Annotated in this window: 18 protein-coding genes; 7 read left to right on the top strand and 11 right to left on the bottom strand. The window is 37.7% G+C overall.

Features of this window, described 5'->3' with window-relative positions; translation table 11 throughout:
- The first annotated feature begins 184 nt into the window (after positions 1-184).
- From ODQ17_RS00695 to ODQ17_RS00675, 5 genes are all read left to right on the top strand, one after another.
- Positions 185-2,878: a TonB-dependent receptor gene (locus tag ODQ17_RS00695; RefSeq protein ID WP_322901052.1), complete on the top strand. Its 2,694-nt coding sequence runs from the start codon at positions 185-187 to the stop codon at positions 2,876-2,878.
- A gap of 108 nt (positions 2,879-2,986) precedes the next feature.
- A complete protein-coding gene (locus ODQ17_RS00690) occupies positions 2,987-3,700 on the top strand; it encodes an energy transducer TonB (protein WP_322901051.1) in 714 nt (237 codons plus the stop codon).
- A gap of 41 nt (positions 3,701-3,741) precedes the next feature.
- The gene (locus ODQ17_RS00685) at positions 3,742-4,623 is read left to right on the top strand and encodes a MotA/TolQ/ExbB proton channel family protein (RefSeq protein WP_322901049.1); all 882 of its coding nucleotides are present in this window, start codon (positions 3,742-3,744) and stop codon (positions 4,621-4,623) included.
- 15 nt (positions 4,624-4,638) lie between these two features.
- Complete coding sequence (locus tag ODQ17_RS00680; protein WP_322901047.1) at positions 4,639-5,061, top strand: ExbD/TolR family protein; 423 nt, start codon at positions 4,639-4,641, stop codon at positions 5,059-5,061.
- Positions 5,062-5,080: 19 nt separating this feature from the next.
- The gene (locus tag ODQ17_RS00675) at positions 5,081-5,494 is read left to right on the top strand and encodes an ExbD/TolR family protein (protein WP_013198067.1); all 414 of its coding nucleotides are present in this window, start codon (positions 5,081-5,083) and stop codon (positions 5,492-5,494) included.
- Positions 5,495-5,545: 51 nt separating this feature from the next.
- Here ODQ17_RS00675 and ODQ17_RS00670 read toward each other — a convergent pair whose 3' ends face one another.
- From ODQ17_RS00670 to ODQ17_RS00655, 4 genes are all read right to left on the bottom strand, one after another.
- Positions 5,546-6,007, bottom strand: coding sequence for a GNAT family N-acetyltransferase (locus ODQ17_RS00670; RefSeq protein WP_322901044.1), 462 nt, complete (start codon positions 6,005-6,007; stop codon positions 5,546-5,548).
- Positions 6,008-6,107: 100 nt separating this feature from the next.
- Positions 6,108-8,273, bottom strand: a complete 2,166-nt coding sequence (locus tag ODQ17_RS00665) for a malate synthase G (protein ID WP_322901042.1) — start codon at positions 8,271-8,273, stop codon at positions 6,108-6,110.
- 365 nt (positions 8,274-8,638) lie between these two features.
- Entirely contained in the window at positions 8,639-9,781 is a 1,143-nt protein-coding gene (zapE, locus tag ODQ17_RS00660) for a cell division protein ZapE (protein WP_005304748.1), read from the bottom strand.
- A 77-nt stretch (positions 9,782-9,858) separates the two neighbouring features.
- Positions 9,859-10,881, bottom strand: coding sequence for an AraC family transcriptional regulator (locus tag ODQ17_RS00655; protein ID WP_322901039.1), 1,023 nt, complete (start codon positions 10,879-10,881; stop codon positions 9,859-9,861).
- A gap of 121 nt (positions 10,882-11,002) precedes the next feature.
- Between ODQ17_RS00655 and ODQ17_RS00650 the strand changes: the two genes are divergently transcribed.
- Together ODQ17_RS00650 and ODQ17_RS00645 are read left to right on the top strand one after the other, a co-directional pair.
- Positions 11,003-12,550, top strand: a complete 1,548-nt coding sequence (locus tag ODQ17_RS00650; protein ID WP_151821669.1) for a flavin-containing monooxygenase — start codon at positions 11,003-11,005, stop codon at positions 12,548-12,550.
- Positions 12,551-12,596: 46 nt separating this feature from the next.
- Entirely contained in the window at positions 12,597-13,508 is a 912-nt protein-coding gene (locus ODQ17_RS00645) for a lysine exporter LysO family protein (protein WP_322901036.1), read from the top strand.
- On the opposite strand, the gene pyrF is transcribed toward ODQ17_RS00645, so the two are convergent.
- The 7 genes from pyrF to tadA form a co-directional block, all read right to left on the bottom strand.
- Positions 13,505-14,203 (bottom strand): orotidine-5'-phosphate decarboxylase, encoded by a 699-nt coding sequence (gene pyrF, locus ODQ17_RS00640; protein WP_151826729.1) that lies wholly within the window; start codon positions 14,201-14,203, stop codon positions 13,505-13,507. The two genes, ODQ17_RS00645 and pyrF, sit on opposite strands and share 4 nt — an antisense overlap.
- A 185-nt stretch (positions 14,204-14,388) precedes the next feature.
- On the bottom strand, positions 14,389-14,754 hold the full coding sequence (locus tag ODQ17_RS00635) for a lipopolysaccharide assembly protein LapA domain-containing protein (RefSeq protein WP_004792713.1): 366 nt from the start codon (positions 14,752-14,754) through the stop codon (positions 14,389-14,391).
- A gap of 25 nt (positions 14,755-14,779) precedes the next feature.
- Entirely contained in the window at positions 14,780-15,082 is a 303-nt protein-coding gene (locus tag ODQ17_RS00630) for an integration host factor subunit beta (RefSeq protein WP_003651488.1), read from the bottom strand.
- A 156-nt stretch (positions 15,083-15,238) separates the two neighbouring features.
- On the bottom strand, positions 15,239-16,912 hold the full coding sequence (rpsA, locus tag ODQ17_RS00625) for a 30S ribosomal protein S1 (protein WP_004792715.1): 1,674 nt from the start codon (positions 16,910-16,912) through the stop codon (positions 15,239-15,241).
- A gap of 111 nt (positions 16,913-17,023) precedes the next feature.
- Positions 17,024-17,704: a (d)CMP kinase gene (cmk, locus tag ODQ17_RS00620; protein ID WP_151821667.1), complete on the bottom strand. Its 681-nt coding sequence runs from the start codon at positions 17,702-17,704 to the stop codon at positions 17,024-17,026.
- 10 nt (positions 17,705-17,714) lie between these two features.
- Positions 17,715-18,155 (bottom strand): SRPBCC family protein, encoded by a 441-nt coding sequence (locus ODQ17_RS00615; RefSeq protein WP_013198075.1) that lies wholly within the window; start codon positions 18,153-18,155, stop codon positions 17,715-17,717.
- A gap of 69 nt (positions 18,156-18,224) precedes the next feature.
- Positions 18,225-18,728: a tRNA adenosine(34) deaminase TadA gene (gene tadA / locus ODQ17_RS00610; RefSeq protein WP_004792719.1), complete on the bottom strand. Its 504-nt coding sequence runs from the start codon at positions 18,726-18,728 to the stop codon at positions 18,225-18,227.
- Positions 18,729-18,732: the final 4 nt, after the last annotated feature.

The following is an 18,732-nucleotide window of genomic DNA, read 5'->3' as shown; positions in this document are numbered from 1 at the left end:
TTACCAAATGGAAAATTTTTTAGGTGGGGATAAAACACTAAGCCCTCACCACAAACATAATAAAATCAATATATATCAATATTTTGCATAAACTAAAAAAAGAAAAATATATAGTTGGCACTTGCTTTGCTTAAAAACTTTCCAGCAATATCGCTAACTACAACAAAAAGGGATCAAATCCACGATGAAAAAAAAATACAATGTTCGATCTCAGGTAACCCCCAAGATTGGCAAAACAATACTTAAATTAAGTACCCTTAGTTTAAGCATGATGTGTCTTACCATGGCACAAGCAGCAGAAACAGAACAATCAAGCAATGATGATAAACCAGTCAAAGTTGTAAAAGTTGCTGTGACTGGCTCTTCAATCAAGGGAGTTGCAGCTCAAAGTGCCTCACCCATTACTATCGTAAAAGTTGATGAAATCTTAAAACAAGGGGTAACCACAACTGAAGAGGCTTTAGCAAAGATTAGTGCAAACCAATCGAACTTTGTGACTGCAAGTAATGTTGGTGCAAGTAGGACGACAGGTTCAGCAGCGAACCTTAGAGCCTTAGGTGCCAATAAAACACTTGTTTTACTGAATGGTCGTCGGTTGGCTGCAAATGCATATGATAGCGGCGTCACAAACTTAAATATTATTCCACTCGCAATGTTAGACCGAATTGAGGTTTTACGTGATGGTGCTTCTTCCATTTATGGAACAGATGCAATTGGTGGAGTAATTAACTTTATTACTAAAAAACAGTTTACGGGCCTTAATCTAACCGCAGGTTATCAAAAACCAGAAGAAAAAGGCGGAGAACAGCAAGATTACAGCATCTTTGGCGGCTTCGGTGATTTAGATGAAAATGGCTATAACGTTTTTGGTGTTGTCGACTATCGAAAAGGCGATGATGTCATGGCCAAAGACCGCAAAGTCAGTCGGCGTGGAGGCAAATTACCTGAACTAGGTATAGAAAAAGCCAGTAGTGGCTCATTTCCCGCCAATGTTCCAGGCTTGAGTAACCCATATGCATCTACAGGTTGCGGTGATAATCCTCTTGTTACGACGAGTCAGGATGGGGAAAGTTGTCTATATAACAGCCAAGCTGTGATTGGAATTGTTCCAAAAACAGAAGATATATCTGTAATGGGACATGCCACTTTTAAACTGAATGATAATTTTAACGCGATTGCAGAATATTTATATGCAAGAAGTGAAGTCACTACTTCAGTTGCGCCCGATGTATTTTTTGATCTGACGCTTGACCCTAGCAGTAAATATTATCCAGGAAATGGCATAACTCCAGCTTTAGCAGGCGCTACTGGAACTATCCCACTATATCTGCGTTCACAATCAGGTAACCGTATAAGTAACAGTATTAACCAATCACATAGATTGTTTGCTGGTATTGAGGGTGAAACTCATGGTTGGGATATTAATTCAGGCGTTACCTATGCGCATAGTAGTGCATCGGATGCTACCGTAAGTGGTTATTTAAACTTTGATAAAACACAAGAAGCTTTAAACAATGGTATTTTAAATCCATTCGGACCGCAAAACCCTGAAGATGCTAATGTATGGAATGAGTTAGGAGTTGAAGGTAAATACTTAAAAGCCAACTTAGATACAACTACCGTTGATTTCACTGCAAGTCGACCTATATTTAAATTACCAGCTGGAGACGTAGGTTTTGCAATTGGAGCAAGCTATCGCTATGAAGATTGGACCACAAAAGTTATTGATGATGTTGCACGAGTGGCGCCTAGTACAGGGGTCGATCCTGATGAACCAGTAAATACTGGCGATCGTAATATTAAATCGGTATTTACCGAATTTCACATTCCTCTTCATAAAACTTTAGAAGCTCAAATTGCTGCTCGTTATGATGACTACAATGATTTTGGTGATACGTTTAATCCAAAATTTGCACTTCGTTGGGAACCTATTAAACAGTTAATGTTCCGTACAACTTATAGTACTGGTTTCAGAGCTCCAACACTTTGGGAAGTGAATGGACCAAATTCAGTAACCAATACAGGTGGATACTATTATGATCCAGTACTCTGCCCAGGAGGCGACTTAAAAACAGGTGGTGTAAAAGAGCGTGATTGTAATATGCAATTCGACAGACAAAATGGAGGTAATAAAAATCTTGATCCGGAAGAATCAAAGTCTTTTACTGCAGGCTTAGTATTTGAACCAATTAAAAATTTAGCTTTCACTCTTGATTACTTCAATATCGAAGTCGACAAGCAAATTGCTACACTTTCAGAAACTGCTATTTTTGACGATCCAGTGAAATATGCAGACAAATTTGTACGTAATCCTGATGGCTCATTAGATTATATTATTACAACACAACAAAATTTAGGTGGAATTAAAACCTCAGGTTTTGATGTCGGCTTAAGTTGGGTTTCTCCAATGACTGCTACAGGTCGATTCGGTTTCAACATTGATGGTACATATATAACAGACTACAAATATCAAGCCGAACCAGATGGGGACTGGAAAAGTGTTGCCGGCACTTATAGTGGTCTAGACTACCAAGCTATTATTCTTCGCTGGAAACATACTGCAAACCTAAATTGGAATTATGAAAACTGGGCTTTAAACCTACAACAAAATTTTTCACGCGGTTATGAAGATCAAAATTCAACTTCTTCTGTAAAGCCTGGTTATAGAAATCACAAGGTAAGTGACTATACAACATACAACATTTCAGGCACATACAAAGGCTTTAAAAATCTAGAAGTCACCGCAGGAATTAAAAATATTTTTGATGAAGACCCTCCTGCTTCAAATGTTGGTGACAACTTCCAAATGGGATATGACCCACGTTATGCAGATCCTTTAGGGCGTACGTACTTTGTACGAGGTACATATAAGTTCTAAATGGTTGTTCTGCAAACATGACTTTAAACATCGTGTTTGCAGACCGAATACTCACCCTTAGTCAAACATTAATTTAAGAATTGTTTGTCTCAAGTTTCAGGAGTAACTATGGGCATGACTTTTACAGACATAGAAAATAAATCTGCAAAGCGCCTTATTGGTATTGCCGCAGTACTTTTTCTGCATCTTATTGTTGCCTATATTCTGATGTCAGGTTTAGCAAACAATATTCAAAAACCAGCAGAAAAACCTGTGGAATTACAAATTATTCAAGATATTAAACCACCTCCTCCACCTAAACTGGAGGAGCCAAAACCTAAGGAAAAACCGCCTGAGCCACCTAAAATGGTAGAAAAAGTTGCCAAAGTTCCTGAGCCGCCTAAACAAGTAGAGAAAGTAGCGACACCGGTACAAAAAACGACACCAGTAGCTCAACCAACTAAAGTTACTACCCCGGCTCCTGCTGCACCTGGCACCCCATCACCAAGTCCTATTGCCGCACCAGCTCCAGTGGCAGCGGCCCCAGCTCCTAAACCAGCTGGCGTAACTCGCGGTGTTTCGGAAGGTTCTGCTGGATGTGAAAAACCGGAATATCCTCGTGAAGCACTGATGAATGAAGAACAAGGTACGGTGCGTATACGTGTTTTGGTTGATACTTCAGGCAAAGTCATTGATGCCAAAGTAAAAAAATCAAGTGGCAGCAAAACTTTAGATAAAGCAGCAACTAAAGCTTACAGCTTATGTACATTCAAACCAGCAATGAAAGATGGCGTGCCTCAGCAAGACTGGTATGAAATTGAATATCCATTCGTAATTGAATAAACAATTGAATTAGTAAGAAATTAAAAAATATTGGAGATAATATGATGAAAAAATCAACTCAACCGCTAGTACGTTTCGCTTCTGCAAGTTTAATCGCAGCTTGCTCATTACTTCCATTAAACTCGGTATTTGCAGAAGAAACGAGTAATGCTCCTGTGGCAACAGCAACTACTGAAGCTACTTCAAATGTAAATACTCCAACTCCACCACCGAAACCAGCAACAAGCGAAACTGTTAAAAACCCTTATGGCCTAGAAGCGCTTTGGCGCGAAGGAGACTTAGTCGCTAAATCTACCTTATTTATATTAGTACTGATGTCTATTGGCACGTGGTACATCATTATTTCAAAATTCTTACAGCAAGCTAAAGTAAAACGTCAAGGTAAAGAAGCTGAGAAAAGTTTTTGGGAAGCAACTTCACTAGATAATGCAGCTGATAATTTAGAACAAAGTAGCGCATATCGCTTTATTGCAGAAAAAGGCATTAACTCAACTAAATCACACGGCGGCTCTTTACTTGAGCGAATCGATTTTAATACATGGGTGAGCATATCAATTCAACGTGCAATTGAAAAAATACAAAATCACTTAGGTGGTGGTTTAGCTTTCTTGGCAACAGTTGGATCAACGGCACCGTTTGTTGGTCTTTTTGGTACGGTTTGGGGAATTTATCACGCATTAACAGCCATCGGGATTTCAGGTCAGGCATCTATTGATAAAGTTGCTGGTCCTGTCGGTGAAGCTTTAATCATGACAGCTATTGGTCTTGCAGTCGCAGTACCCGCTGTACTTGGTTACAACTGGTTGACTCGTCGCAATAAAGCAGTAATGGAAAACGTCCGTTCGTTTGGTTCAGATTTACACGCAGTTTTATTAAGCGGAGAAATTAGTACCAATAATTCGGTTAACCGCAGCATTAAATAACGAGGAGCAAACGTTATGGGTATGAGTGTGGGTTCTGAAGATGACGATGAAATGATTGGCGCAATTAATACGACGCCTCTGGTTGATGTCATGTTGGTTTTACTTATTATTTTTCTAATTACGATTCCGGTAGTTACACATACGGTTCCAGTTAAACTACCAGAAGAAAAAAATACGCCATATGCCACCACACCTGAAAATATTCAACTTTCTTTGAACAAGAAAGGAGATATTTTCTGGAATGAAAGCTATGTGCCTAATAAAGAAATATTGCTATCAAAGCTTCAAGCCGTTGCACAAAAAAGGCCTCAGCCAGAAGTTCATATTCGTGGAGATCAGCTTACTCATTTTGAGGCGATAGATCAGGTCATTAGCACGACCAAACAAGCTGGTATTGGCAAAATTGCATTTGTTACTACCCCACCAGCCTCCCAGTAATTATTTTAAGGAGAATTTTATGGGTATGAATGTCGGTTCAAATAATGATGACGATGTGATGTTAGAAGTTAACATGACGCCTCTTATTGATGTCATGTTGGTACTTATCATTATGTTCATTATTACCATCCCTGCACCAAACAACGCGATTAATATTAATTTGCCAAACGGCACACCGCCTCCAACAAATGAAAAGCCACCTGAAGTGATTGATGTAAGAATTGACGCAGCAGGTAAAGTGTTTTGGAATAACCAGCAAGTTTCAGACCGCACTGCACTAGAGACTTTATTTCAAAGTGTGGTTGCCAAAAAAGATCAAGACCAAATCAAACTAAAACCAGATCAAATGGCTGAATATAAAAATGTAGCGATGGTCATGGCTACAGCACAGCGTTTAGGTGTCACCAAAATTGGAATTGTAAGCAGTAACTAATATTGCTTTTAAATCTATTCTATTACTTCATACGCTAACTGGAATTTTCAGTTAGCGTTTTTTTTGAAGGGAAATATTCAACTCTAAAATAATATCTCCACATTCATCATATTCTCCAGTTTCTATAAAACCCATTTTTTTATAAAGTTTTCCCGCACAATGATTAGATGATTTATACATAGTTCGAATGCGTTTAGCTCCTTTTGCAAATATTTCATCAATTGCGATTTGCAACGCTGCGGCACCATAACCTTTAGCTTGATTATTTTTATCAATCATAAAACGAAATAACCAGAATAATGTCTCATCAGGTGGATCAATTTCGACGCAATACATTAAGAACCCAATGACGTCATTATTGAAACAGATCACTCTTGGACAGTAATGTTCTTCCACTTTAGACTCGGCAATAGAATATACATTTGGTGCAACATAGTCTTTTTGAGATTCATCCAATGATAATCTTGCACATTGAATCCAATTCTTACAATCTAGACTTTTCAAATTAATCAAATTCAAAAATCCTTTAGAGATACATTTTCTTAGTTTAAGCAAAAAATATACCGAAAACAAAAAAGCCTCCGAAGAGGCTTTTTTTTATGAAAGGTTAAAATTAGTCACCTGTATAACCTTTTAACTTTAAACGAGCGGCATGAAGTAACGGCTCAGTATAACCTGAAGGCTGTTCACAACCTTTAAAGATGAGGTCAGAAGCAGCTTGGAAAGCAATGTTAGTTTCAAAGTTAGCAGCCATTGGTTTATACAATGGGTCATTCGCATTTTGCTCATCAACAATTTTTGCCATGCGTTTAAGCACTTCTTCAACTTGTTCACGAGTAACAATACCGTGACGTAACCAGTTTGCAACGTGTTGAGAAGAAATACGTAATGTTGCACGGTCTTCCATTAAGCCAACGTTGTTAATGTCAGGAACTTTCGAACAACCCACACCTAAGTCAACCCAACGTACAACATAACCCAAAATACCTTGGCAGTTATTTTCAAGTTCGTTGTTGATCTCTTCTGCTGACCAGTTTGTTTCTGGTGCAAACGGAGGAGTTAACAAGTCATCTAATGACAACATTTCTTCAGCTTTCAACTGATCTTGACGTGCTTTAACATTCACTTGATGGTAATGCATCGCATGAAGTACTGCACCTGCTGGAGATGGAACCCAGGCACATGAAGCACCCGCATTTGGATGTGCAGCTTTAGTTGCCAACATATCTTTCATGCTATCTGGTTTTGGCCACATGCCTTTACCAATTTGTGCTTTACCTTGTAAACCAGTCTTCAAACCAATTGCAACGTTACGGTTTTCGTAAGCAGCAATCCATTTTTGTGTTTTTACGGCTTCTTTACGAACAACTGGTGCAGCTTCCATTGAAGTATGAATTTCATCACCAGTACGGTCCATGAAACCAGTATTAATAAAGATCGTGCGGTCTTTTGCAGCAGCAATACAGTTTTTCAAGTTTACAGATGTACGGCGCTCTTCATCCATAATACCGATTTTTAACGATTTAGGTGGTAAGCCAATCGCTTGTTCAGCACGTTCAAATAACTCTACAGCAAACGCAACTTCTTCTGGACCATGCATTTTTGGTTTAACAATATACATAGAACCTTTACGAGAGTTCTTATTTTCGTTTTCACTACGAATGTCCGCAACTGACAACAATGGTGTTACCAAGGCATCCATAATACCTTCGAAAATCTCTTCCCCATCTACTAAAATCGCTGGGTTAGTCATTAAATGACCTACATTACGAAGTAACATAAGTGAACGACCATGAAGTTTCGTTGTACCACCAATTAAGTTTTTAATTTCGCGGTCTTTATTTAAATCACGAACAATCGTTTTACCATTTTTCTCGATAGATTCTTGAAGCGTACCCTTCATTAAACCTAACCAGTTACGGTAACCTTCAACTTTTTCTTCAGCGTCTACTGCCGCAACAGAATCTTCTAAATCCTGAATAGTAGTTACAGCCGCTTCGAAAGTTAAGTCTTTAACACCCGCTAAATCAGTTTGACCAATTGGGCTAGATGCATCGATTTCGATAATGACATGAAGGCCATTACTTAAAAGAACAACTTCTGTAGGGTTCGCTTCTTCACCGTTGAAACCAACGAACTGAGCTTCATGAGCTAAACCTGTTTTTGAACCATCTTTCAAAGTCACAACAAGTTTGTTTTGCTCAATCGCATATTTTGTCGCATCTGCATGTGAACCTTGTGCAAGTGTGAAAACTTCATTTAAGAAGTTTTTAGCGAACTCAATCACTTTTGCACCACGTACAGGGTTATATCCTTTACCTTTTTCAGCTCCGCCTTCTTCAGAAATTACATCGAAGCCGTAAAGTGCATCATATAAAGAGCCCCAACGAGCATTTGCTGCATTTAAGCTATAACGTGCATTACGTACAGGTACAACTAACTGCGGCCCTGCCAATAATGCGATTTCTTCATCAACGTTTTCAGTTGTAATTTGAAAATCTTCAACTTCTGGCAATAAATAACCAATTTCAGTTAAGAACGCCTTATAAGCACCTAATTCAAATTTATTGTTACGGTGCCATTCATCAATTTTTGCTTGTAATTCATCACGCTTAGCCAATAATGCTTTATTTTTTGGACTAAGATCGACAACAACTTGCTCAAAGTTCTTCCAGTAAGTTTCACTATCTAAACCAGAACCTGGTAAAGCTTCATTTTCGATAAAATCGTAAAGTTCTTTAGCAATCGCTAACTTGCCTTTTTGAATACGTGCAGTCATTGTCTTTCCTGAAGTTGCTACTTTTTATACCAAGAGAATCCTAGTATACCGATTTAAATTAAGCTGAATACTAATATCACATTCCTAAATAGTAAGCATTTTCCCTTGTAAAACTATTGACAAAGATAAATTTTTCTATATAGAAAATATTAAAATTCTAACTAGGATTCCCAACAATTTATTCAATATTTAAAGATACTGAAACTAGACTTTTTGTTAACAGACAAAAAATTTCACTATCTTATTTTTCTAAAGCGTATTTAGTTATATCAAACTTTGCAGTCTGAAAAAGCATTATTTAACCAAATTTATCTATTTTTGTTGTAAAAAAAGCGCCCTATAAAGAGCGCTTTTCATATCTATTTTTATGCGTTTTTAGTTTCATCAATATGGCGATGTTCTGAATGCAAATATTCATCCGATTGCATTTCCAATAAACGCGAACGAGTACGCTCAATTTCAAAGGCTAATTTTTCACCTTGATAAATATCAATAATACTATCTTGCGAAGTTAAAAGTAGTTTTACTCCACGATCATAAAACTCATCGACTAAGTAGATAAAACGACGTGTACCTTCAGATAAGAAATCTGTTAAATGCGGAACATTACTTACCAGAACCGTATTATAGATATTTGCAATTTCAATAAAATCTGCTGGGCTGCGTGGTTTAAAGCAAAGTTCAGAAAACTCACACCACAACACATCTTCTGTATGTCCTAGAGTCTCGACCACACGATTATTAATCACAATCGGCTCTTGAGAATGAGCTTGTGTGTGAGTTAAAGCGCTAAAACGTTCCGCCATCCAACTTTGGACTTCATTACTTAATGGTGATTTAAATAATTGAGCTTGTTTTAAGACACGTAAACGATAATCCACACCTGCATCTACGTTTAAAACAGTACAGTTCTTTTTAACCATTTCAATTGTTGGCAAGAAACGGTCACGATGAATACCGTTTTTATATAAACCGTCTGGTGCAATGTTTGATGTAGCAATCAATGTCACGCCACGAACAAACAATTTTTGGAATAAATCACTTAAGATCATTGCATCAGTTACGTTTGATACAAAGAACTCATCAAAACAAATAACGACTGCATCTTTATAAATTTGGTCAGCCACAATTTCAAGTGGATTACGTTGACCAGAAAGCTTGTTTAATTCTTTATGAACATGTTGCATAAAATGGTGAAAATGCATACGTGTTTTACGACGAAATGGCACTGACTCATAAAATTGATCCATAAGCCAAGTTTTTCCACGACCTACTCCACCCCACATATAGACACCTTTAGGTGAGGTTTGGCGGCGAAAACGACGGAAAGCTTTTTTAGAGGCTTTATAACGGTTTAAAAGTTCTTTCCATACACGGTCTAATTCTTGCACTGCCTGTGCTTGCGCTTCATCTGCCATAAACTGGCCTGAAGCTAAAGCCTCAGCATAGCGTTCTGCTGGGGAAGAAGGTGAGAATGCAGTACTATGAGAAGATTTTAAATTTAACATATCGTTTTATTTCAATTTTAACTGATAGGAGTATAGCGAACATTTTGTTCAACCACATTAGCTTTTAGCATCAAGAATTACGACGATGACTCTTTGCCATATTGTCGAGGACTCTGCCCAAACCATCGTTTAAATGCATGATTAAATGCCGCTGGTTCAGAATAACCGAGTAAGTCGGCAATAACTTCTATTGAGTATTCTCTATATTCCATAAGCTTTAATGCCTTATTCTTGATAATTTGTTCACGAATTTGCTTATAACTCGTATTTAACTGTTGCAATTGATGCCTTAATGTCCTTTCAGGCATTTTCAATGCAAAAGCTGTTTCCGCCATGCTCGGGATAATTCCTTGTTGCAACTCAAGATAATCTTGCACACATTGTATGATATGTGGAGTTTGGTGATCTTGTTGATTTAATCTTGTTATTTCTGTAATGCATTTTGATTCATAAATACGATGTGTAATGATGTCCGCAGAAGGGATTTTGATTTCAAGCACATCCCTGCTTAGGCTAAATGCTGCATATTTACCATTAAAGTGCACATCATCGCCATAGTATGCAAAATAGCGAGATAAGGTCTCTGAATCCGTTGGTTTTTCAAATGGAAGTTCTATACGCATAGCGGGCATTTCTAACCCCATCATCATATAAATATCTTGAATAAATTTATAAGTTCCTGAAACTTCACATTGTGCCCGCAACTGTCCCACTTGGGTTTTCAAATCAACAGGCAAATAATTTAAGATGGTTCGCTCATCCGTTTCATAAAGCCCTAAAGCACCAAACAAATGAGTAAGTCTTTGATATTTTATTCCTTTACTTAATGCAGTTTGAACATCATTACTTGTTACAAGCAACATAAGTAGTGGTCCGTAACCGGCCAAAGCATAATGCTGTCCAATGAATAGACCCTTTTCAGGCTCAACATTTTCGCTAATAATTTGTTGTATATCCCATTCTAGGCGATCATGAATTGTAGAACTCGGATCTAAAGCATCAACCTTAATTCCTATACCAGCCAAACGTGAGTCGACATCAATGCCCGCATTACGCATTCCTTGAATTAAATACATTAAACCAAGTATCGACCGTTTCATTCTTCTATCAATTTCCCTAGACTCAAATGTTTTACTATAAAGAAGAAAGAAAATTAATTGCCGAATCTATCAATTTTCACGTCGATACAATCATGTTTAAACTGATCAAAAAACGTTAGTCTTGCCTGCAATCCTCTTTTCAGCTTATGCAGGGTTTCCAATGCTAAACACAAAGCAAGATGCTATTCAAAAAACTAAAATCGCTATTATTGGTGCTGGATTTGGTGGCCTAGCAATGGCAATTCGCTTACTGCAAAATCAACAGCAAGACTTTGTTATTTTAGAAAAATCAAACGATGTCGGCGGAACCTGGCGCGAAAATCGTTACCCTGGTGCGGCATGTGATGTTCAATCTCATATGTATTCTCTCTCGTTTGCCCCTAAAACAGACTGGTCGAAACGTTACGCTGAGGGACCAGAGATATTTGAATATATTCAAAATATTACAGAAAAATATAAGATTAAAAATTACTGTAAGTTTAACCACGATGTAACTCATGTCCAATATGATGAAATGCGTCATGTGTGGACTCTTGATTTTAAAAATCAGCCTTCCATTGAAGCTCAATTTGTTGTTTTTGCATCAGGCCCCCTACACATCCCACAAATCCCCCATATTCAAGGCATCGAAAAATTCAAAGGAAAAGTTTTTCATTCCTCACAGTGGGAACATGACTATAACCTAAATGGTAAATCAGTCGCATCTATTGGTACAGGTGGTAGCGCGATTCAATATATTCCAGAAATAGCTGGAGATGTTAAACAGCTCTATGTATTCCAAAGAACAGCAGCTTGGGTAATACCACGAGATGAACGCAAATACTCTCGTTTGAGTAAAGTATTATTCAAATCTTCTAATCTTTATCGTCAAATTCATCGTAGTCGTCTTTATTGGAGTAATGAGTCACGCGTTGTACCCATTGTTCAACCCCAAATTATGAAATATGGTCAAAAGTTGGCAGAAGCTTTCATTCGCTTCCAAGTGAAAGATAAAGAAGTCGCCAAGAAACTTACACCTGACTTTGTGATGGGATGTAAACGTATTCTTATTTCAAATAAATATTTCCCTACATTTAACCGTAAAAATGTTGAGCTAGTAACGGATAGTATTCAAGAAATTAAAGAAAATAGCATTGTCACTAAAGATGGTAAAGAACGACCTATTGATTGTTTAATTTATGGTACTGGTTTTATTACTGACCCACGTATTTACTTGAAACATTTCACTTGTATTGGACGCAATCAAGTTGAGTTAAAACAGGCTTGGAAAAATGGTGCAGAAAGTTATTATGGCATTATGACTAAAAACTTTCCGAATCTGTTCCAATTAGTCGGGCCTAATACAGTATTAGGTCATAATTCGATTATTTTTATGATTGAATCTCAAGTAAATTACATTTTACAACTCATCCAACTTGTAGAAAAAACAGGTAAAAAAGCTGTTGAGATTAAACCAGAAGTTCAAGATGCTTTTAACGAGCGGCTTCAAACTCAGCTTCAAGGAACTGTGTGGCAAGCTGGAGGTTGTAGTAGCTGGTATCAATCTGCCGATGGAAAAAACTTTTCACTATGGCCCACCTATACATGGAAGTACTGGTTAGAAACGCGCAAAGTTAATCCTAAAGATTATTTATTCTTAAATAAAAGCTCACAGAGCTATGCAGCTTAAAATGTTCAATACATAATAGGTGGGTTAAAAACAATCCACCTATTATATGCAATCTTTTAATCTCATCATTCAAATATTTTTAGCACTCGCTTCCGGCTATTTTCTAGCACCAAAACTATCTTTAAATATCCAAAAATTTATTTTTAAAATACTGCCCTATTTTTCTTATATTCTCTTAGCAAGTGTAGCTTTAGAATTAACACTAGCACTTGATCAAATTGAGAATCCTTCTGCCATACTTCCACCCGCTATTATTATTGCACTTACCACATCTTTTGGTTCTTTCTTTACCTGTTTATTGGCTTATACAATTTTTGATAAACAAAGTGTCAAAGGTAAAATTTCACTTCAACTTTTTGTAAATGCTTTAAAAAATATTGCAAAGGCCTTTCTTGCTTTAGGCGTCGGTGTTCTATTAGGAGCTATTGCCACTCAATTCAATTCACATATGGCCTTTAATAGTTGGTATTTATTATTACTATTTATTTTCTTAATTGGTATTGAACTTGCCTTCACTCATTTCAACCGTACGTGGTTAAGCTGGAAGATTTTAATTGTACCTTTGGCTGCATTTATCGGCTCATGTATAGCGGGCTTCTTTAACTACTTTTTGCTTAGCAAGCATTTTGCACTGAATGAGACGTTAGCATTAGCACAAGGTTATGGCTGGTATTCAATGTCAGGGATCTTGTTTACGCAATTACACTCGGCAGAACTAGGTGGTATTGCATTATTAACTGATTTATTTAGAGAAATTTTAGCTATATTTTTAATGTATACAATGGGATGGCGTTTTCCACGCCCTGCTATCTCAAGTGCTGGCGCGACATCAATGGATGTTACCTTAGCCATGGTAAAACAGTCATGTGGTACACATTATGTACCACATGCCATGATGAGCGGCTTATTATTAAGTCTACTCGCCCCGCTATTAATTAGCTTATTCCTAAATTTTTAAGCAATTGAAGTAAGAATAGACTTCAACATTTCTGTTGGATTTTCTGCTTTAGTAATCGGTCGACCAATAACCAAGTGTGTAGAACCATCAAGCATAGCCTGCTTCGGAGTCACAATACGTTTTTGGTCGTCCGCATTTGAACCTTCCGGACGAATACCAGGTGTTACTAACGAGAAGTCTTGTCCAATCAAGTCGCGAAGAATTTTAGCTTCTTGTGCAGAACAAACCACACCATCTAATCCACTTTCTTTAGTGAGTTTAGCTAAGCGTTTTACTTGCTCTACTGGCTCAACATCTAAACCAATATCTTTTAAATCTTCACGTCCCATTGAAGTTAACACAGTAACTGCAATTAATTGAGTTTGATAGTTACCTGCTTTTAAGCGTTCTACACAAGTTTCCATCATTTTACGGCCACCTGAAGCATGGACGTTGACCATCCACACTCCCAAATCAGCTGCTGCACAAACAGCCTGAGCGGTAGTATTCGGAATATCATGAAATTTAAGATCAAGAAAAACTTCAAAGTTTTGTTCTTGAAGTTTTTTTACAACAGATGGGCCTTCATGAGTAAAAAGCTCTTTACCCACTTTTACACGACATAAAGTAGGATCAAGTTGTTCAACAATTTTTAAAGCGTCATATTGGCTTTTTGCATCTAACGCAACAATGATACTCAAGAGACTTTCTTCCATCATATAAAATCAGCATCATTATAATAGACAAGTGATCAAGTAATAAAGAAATGTATAAGGAAGGCTTTCAAATTTAGAGACAATAATGTTATGGGGACTTATTTTTAGAAAAATACAAAGAAGAACAGGCGAATAAATTAAGGAATTTACTACTCTTTACCCGTAAATAAAGAGTAGTGTTCAAATTATAACGGAGTAGAGTTTTTATCTTGGGGATAAACATCTAAAACGGTTTTTTCATGTCTTACATTCGCAGCGGCTTCTGCTGCTGCTAATTGAGCACTTTGAATCTGTTCTTTTCTCAAATGGTCAATATCTTTGCGAAGACGTTTAATTTCCCAGCCTTTTTGAAATACTCTGAAAACTTGCACGCCTAACAAAAGACCAACCACTGTTCCAAGCACCAATGTGAGTAGCAATAATAAGCCTAAACGCATAGCTGGAACTTGGGTAAATAACAAATCAACAGACAGCTCTGTTGGATTTTGCAATACAAGTGCTAAAGAATAACCAAATACAACAATAAGCAATGCAATTAAAATATAACGCATAGGCACCCCGCTTATAAATTTTTATTTATTTCCCGGATTCGTTGACTGCATCACGCAGTGCTTTACCCGGTTTGAAATGTGGAACAGCTTTAGCTGCCACTTCTACTGATCTTCCTGTTTTAGGATTACGACCAACTCTTGGATCACGGTGGTGTAAAGCAAAGCTACCGAAACCACGGATTTCAATTCGATTATCAGTTGATAGGGCCTCTATCATTTGATCAATCATAATTTTAACCGCCTCTTCCACCAAAGGTTCAGCTAAGTGTGGGTTTTTCAGCGCAATGCGTTCAATCAAATCAGACTTATTAAGAGCTTCAGTAGTCATCTACGACCTCGTTATTTATTGCTACTCTATGTCGTCTGATAATAACCTGTTTAAATACAAAACGGTAGCGCAGTATGTTGAATACTAGGCTACCGTTTACAGTAATTTGTATAAAAAGTACAATTCCGTTACATGAAACTGTACTTTGTTAACCTATTACTTCATTTGTGCTTTAATCAAATCACCAATAGTCTTAGGACCATTTTCTTGATTTGTTGTTGCTGTACGCAAGCTAGCAACTGCTTCTTTCTCTTCAGCTTCGTCTTTTGCTTTAACAGACAAGTTGATAGAGCGAGATTTACGATCAACGTTGATGATTTTCGCTTCAACTTCTTGACCAACTTCTAAGAATTTAGTTGCATCTTCAACGCGGTCACGGTTGATTTCAGAAGCTTTAAGAGTAGCTTCTACTTCGTCAGCTAACTTAACAGTTGCGCCACGAGCATCAACTGCAGTTACAGTACCTTTAACTAAAGCACCGCGTTCGTTAGCAGCTAAGAAATCATTGAACGGATCGCTGTTCAATTGCTTGATACCAAGGCTGATACGGTTACCTTCAGCGTCTACAGACAAGATAACAGCTTCAACAGTGTCACCTTTCTTGTAACGACGAATAGCTTCTTCACCTTGCTCGTTCCAAGAAATATCAGACAAGTGTACTAAACCGTCGATACCGCCGTTCAAGCCAATGAAGATACCAAAGTCAGTGATAGACTTGATAGTACCAGATACTTTTTCGCCTTTCTCATGAGCTTTAGCAAACTCTTCCCATGGGTTAGCACGAGTTTGTTTGATACCAAGGCTGATACGACGACGTTCTTCGTCAACTTCAAGAACCATAACATCAACTTCATCACCAATCTGAACAACTTTAGATGGGTGGATGTTTTTGTTAGTGTGGTCCATTTCAGAAACGTGAACTAAACCTTCAACGCCTTCAGCGATTTCAGCGAAACAACCGTAGTCAGTTAAGTTAGTTACACGAGCTTTAACGATAGAACCTTTAGGGTAACGGCTCATGATCGCTAACCATGGATCTTCACCTAATTGTTTAAGGCCTAAAGATACGCGGTTACGCTCACGGTCAAATTTAAGTACTTTAACAGTAACTTCTTGACCAACTTCAACAACTTCTGAAGGGTGCTTGATACGTTTCCAAGCCATATCTGTGATATGGAGAAGACCATCAATACCGCCAAGATCAACGAATGCGCCGTAATCAGTAAGGTTTTTGATTGTACCTGTAACTGTTTGACCTTCTTCAAGTTGAGCAAGTAATGCTTCACGGTCAGCAGAAGATTCTGCTTCCATAACAGCACGACGAGATACAACAACGTTATTACGTTTAGCATCAAGTTTGATTACTTTAAACTCTAACTCTTTACCTTCAAGGTGAGTAGTGTCACGGATAGGACGAGTGTCAACTAATGAACCTGGTAAGAATGCACGAACAGGACCGATGTCAACAGTGAAACCGCCTTTAACTTTACCAGAGATAACACCAGTAACGATTTCGCCATCTTCAAAGATTTTTTCAAGTTTAGTCCAAGTTTCAGCACGCTTAGCTTTTTCACGTGATAAAACTGTTTGACCCATACCGTTGTCAAGAGCTTCAACAACTACGTCAACAGTATCACCAACCTGAACTTCAAGTTCACGTTGTTCATTTAAAAATTCAGCACGGTCAACAATGCCTTCAGACTTTAGGCCAGTGTCAACAGTTACCCAGTCGCTATCGATGTTTACAACAACACCTTGGATGACTGCACCCTTTTCAACGTTGAGGTTTAATTCACTTTCTTCAAAGAGGGCTGCAAAAGATTCGGTCATGATATACCTGATAAATTCAGCGGTCTTGGATCAGACAAGGCCGGTTTAGTTAAGTATCAACATAGTCTTTATAGACTGATCAAGCTATGCTTCAACTGATAATTCTATTTGCTAAATGGTACGGCTATCGACATAATCAACCATCAACTTAAATACCTGATCGATCGTTAATTCCGAACTATCAATGATATAAGCGTCTTTGGCTGGCTTGAGCGGAGCAACTTCTCGCTCCATATCTCTTTTGTCACGCGCCTGTATATTAGCTAAAATGTCGTTTATTTTAGCATCTAGGCCCATGCCCTGCAACTGTTTTACTCTTCTCTCAGCACGCGACTCAGCCGAAGCAGTCAGATAAATTTTTGCGTTTGCTTCTGGAAAAATAGCTGTAGCCATATCACGGCCATCTGCAACTAAGCCAGGTTTTTGTGCAAAAGCTCTTTGTCTCTCAAATAATGCCTGTCTAAGTTCAGGAATTGCCGCAACTTTCGATGCATATTCACCCACACGTTCTGTACGAATTGTTTGAGATACATCTTCGCCATCTAGAAAAACTAGAATACCTGCTGCGGAAGTTTCAAATTTAATATCTAGTTGACGTGCATATTGAATACATTCGTCGAGTTGACTGTCTAATTTCTCTAATAAATCGTGTTTATGTAATGACAACCCCAATAAACGATATAAGGCACCAGAATCGAGTAAGTGATATTGATAATATGCTGCAAGTTTTGCCGCCAATGTCCCTTTACCCGAACCACTCGGACCATCAATAGTAATAATTTGAACTGTCATTGAACTCTCACTAAGAAGCAACTGCTTTAGCTAATCTCGAAAAGCCTAGTGTAATGGCTAGTTTTAGCTGTGCAAGGATTAATTTACTTACCACTGGAGCTTTTGCCGTTAACTCGATGCGATATGTAACTAAAGTTATGTATGGGGTGATTTCAGAAAACTCGATTCGACCTAAATGGTGTTTAATCAAAGGATTGTCTATTAATTTATATTCAATGCTTTTATTTTCTTCAAGCAAGGTAATTTCTTCTTTAATTGGCTTGATTGGACCAAACCCCATACGACGAACTGAACCTAAACCATCAGGTCTTTTAGAATCTGCTGAGTCTTTCACACGTACGACTTGTAATGGTGCAAAAGCGGTATTGTAAGTTGCGTGTTTAGAAAGCAAATTAAATACATCACTAAGAGGAGCATTAAATTCTTTTTTTACGGTAATTACATTACGCATTGAATATTCCTTATTAAAAAAAACATGGCAGTAAAATCGCGTTAGTTTGCCATAAGCTCGTGTTACTTTTTAATCATTTAAGGACGTTTTCTGTTGTTTTTCTTGTTTCTTTTGCTCGCGTCTTTGTTTAAAAAAATGACTGAGTTGTTGGGCACATTTTTCTTGTAAACAACCTTGTTGAAAGGTAAATCGATGATTGTAATAACCATCTTGTAGTAACTGACGAGCACTTACCAATGAACCTGCTTTAGGTTCTGTTGTACCAAAAACCACATGTTTGATTCTTGCATGTACTAATGCACCTACACACATTGTGCATGGCTCAAGAGTGACATATAAAGTCGCATCGTCAGGTAATCGATAATTATTTAATGATAAGCATGCTGCACGTATAGCTTGAATTTCTGCATGTGCAGTTGGGTCTAACAAGCTAATTGGAGCATTATAGCCAGATCCAATCACTCGATTTTGGCTTACTACAATCGCACCGACAGGAATTTCACCCTGTTGTGCAGCTAATTCAGCTTGCTCGTAAGCAAGCTGCATCCAATATTCATCACTATATTCAGTCATGTAT

It is taken from the genome of Acinetobacter sp. IRS14, from assembly GCF_034650275.1.
Taxonomy (GTDB): Bacteria; Pseudomonadota; Gammaproteobacteria; order Pseudomonadales; family Moraxellaceae; genus Acinetobacter; species Acinetobacter oleivorans.
Note: the sequence above shows the minus strand (reverse complement) of the source record. Positions and strands in the feature narration are given on the sequence as shown.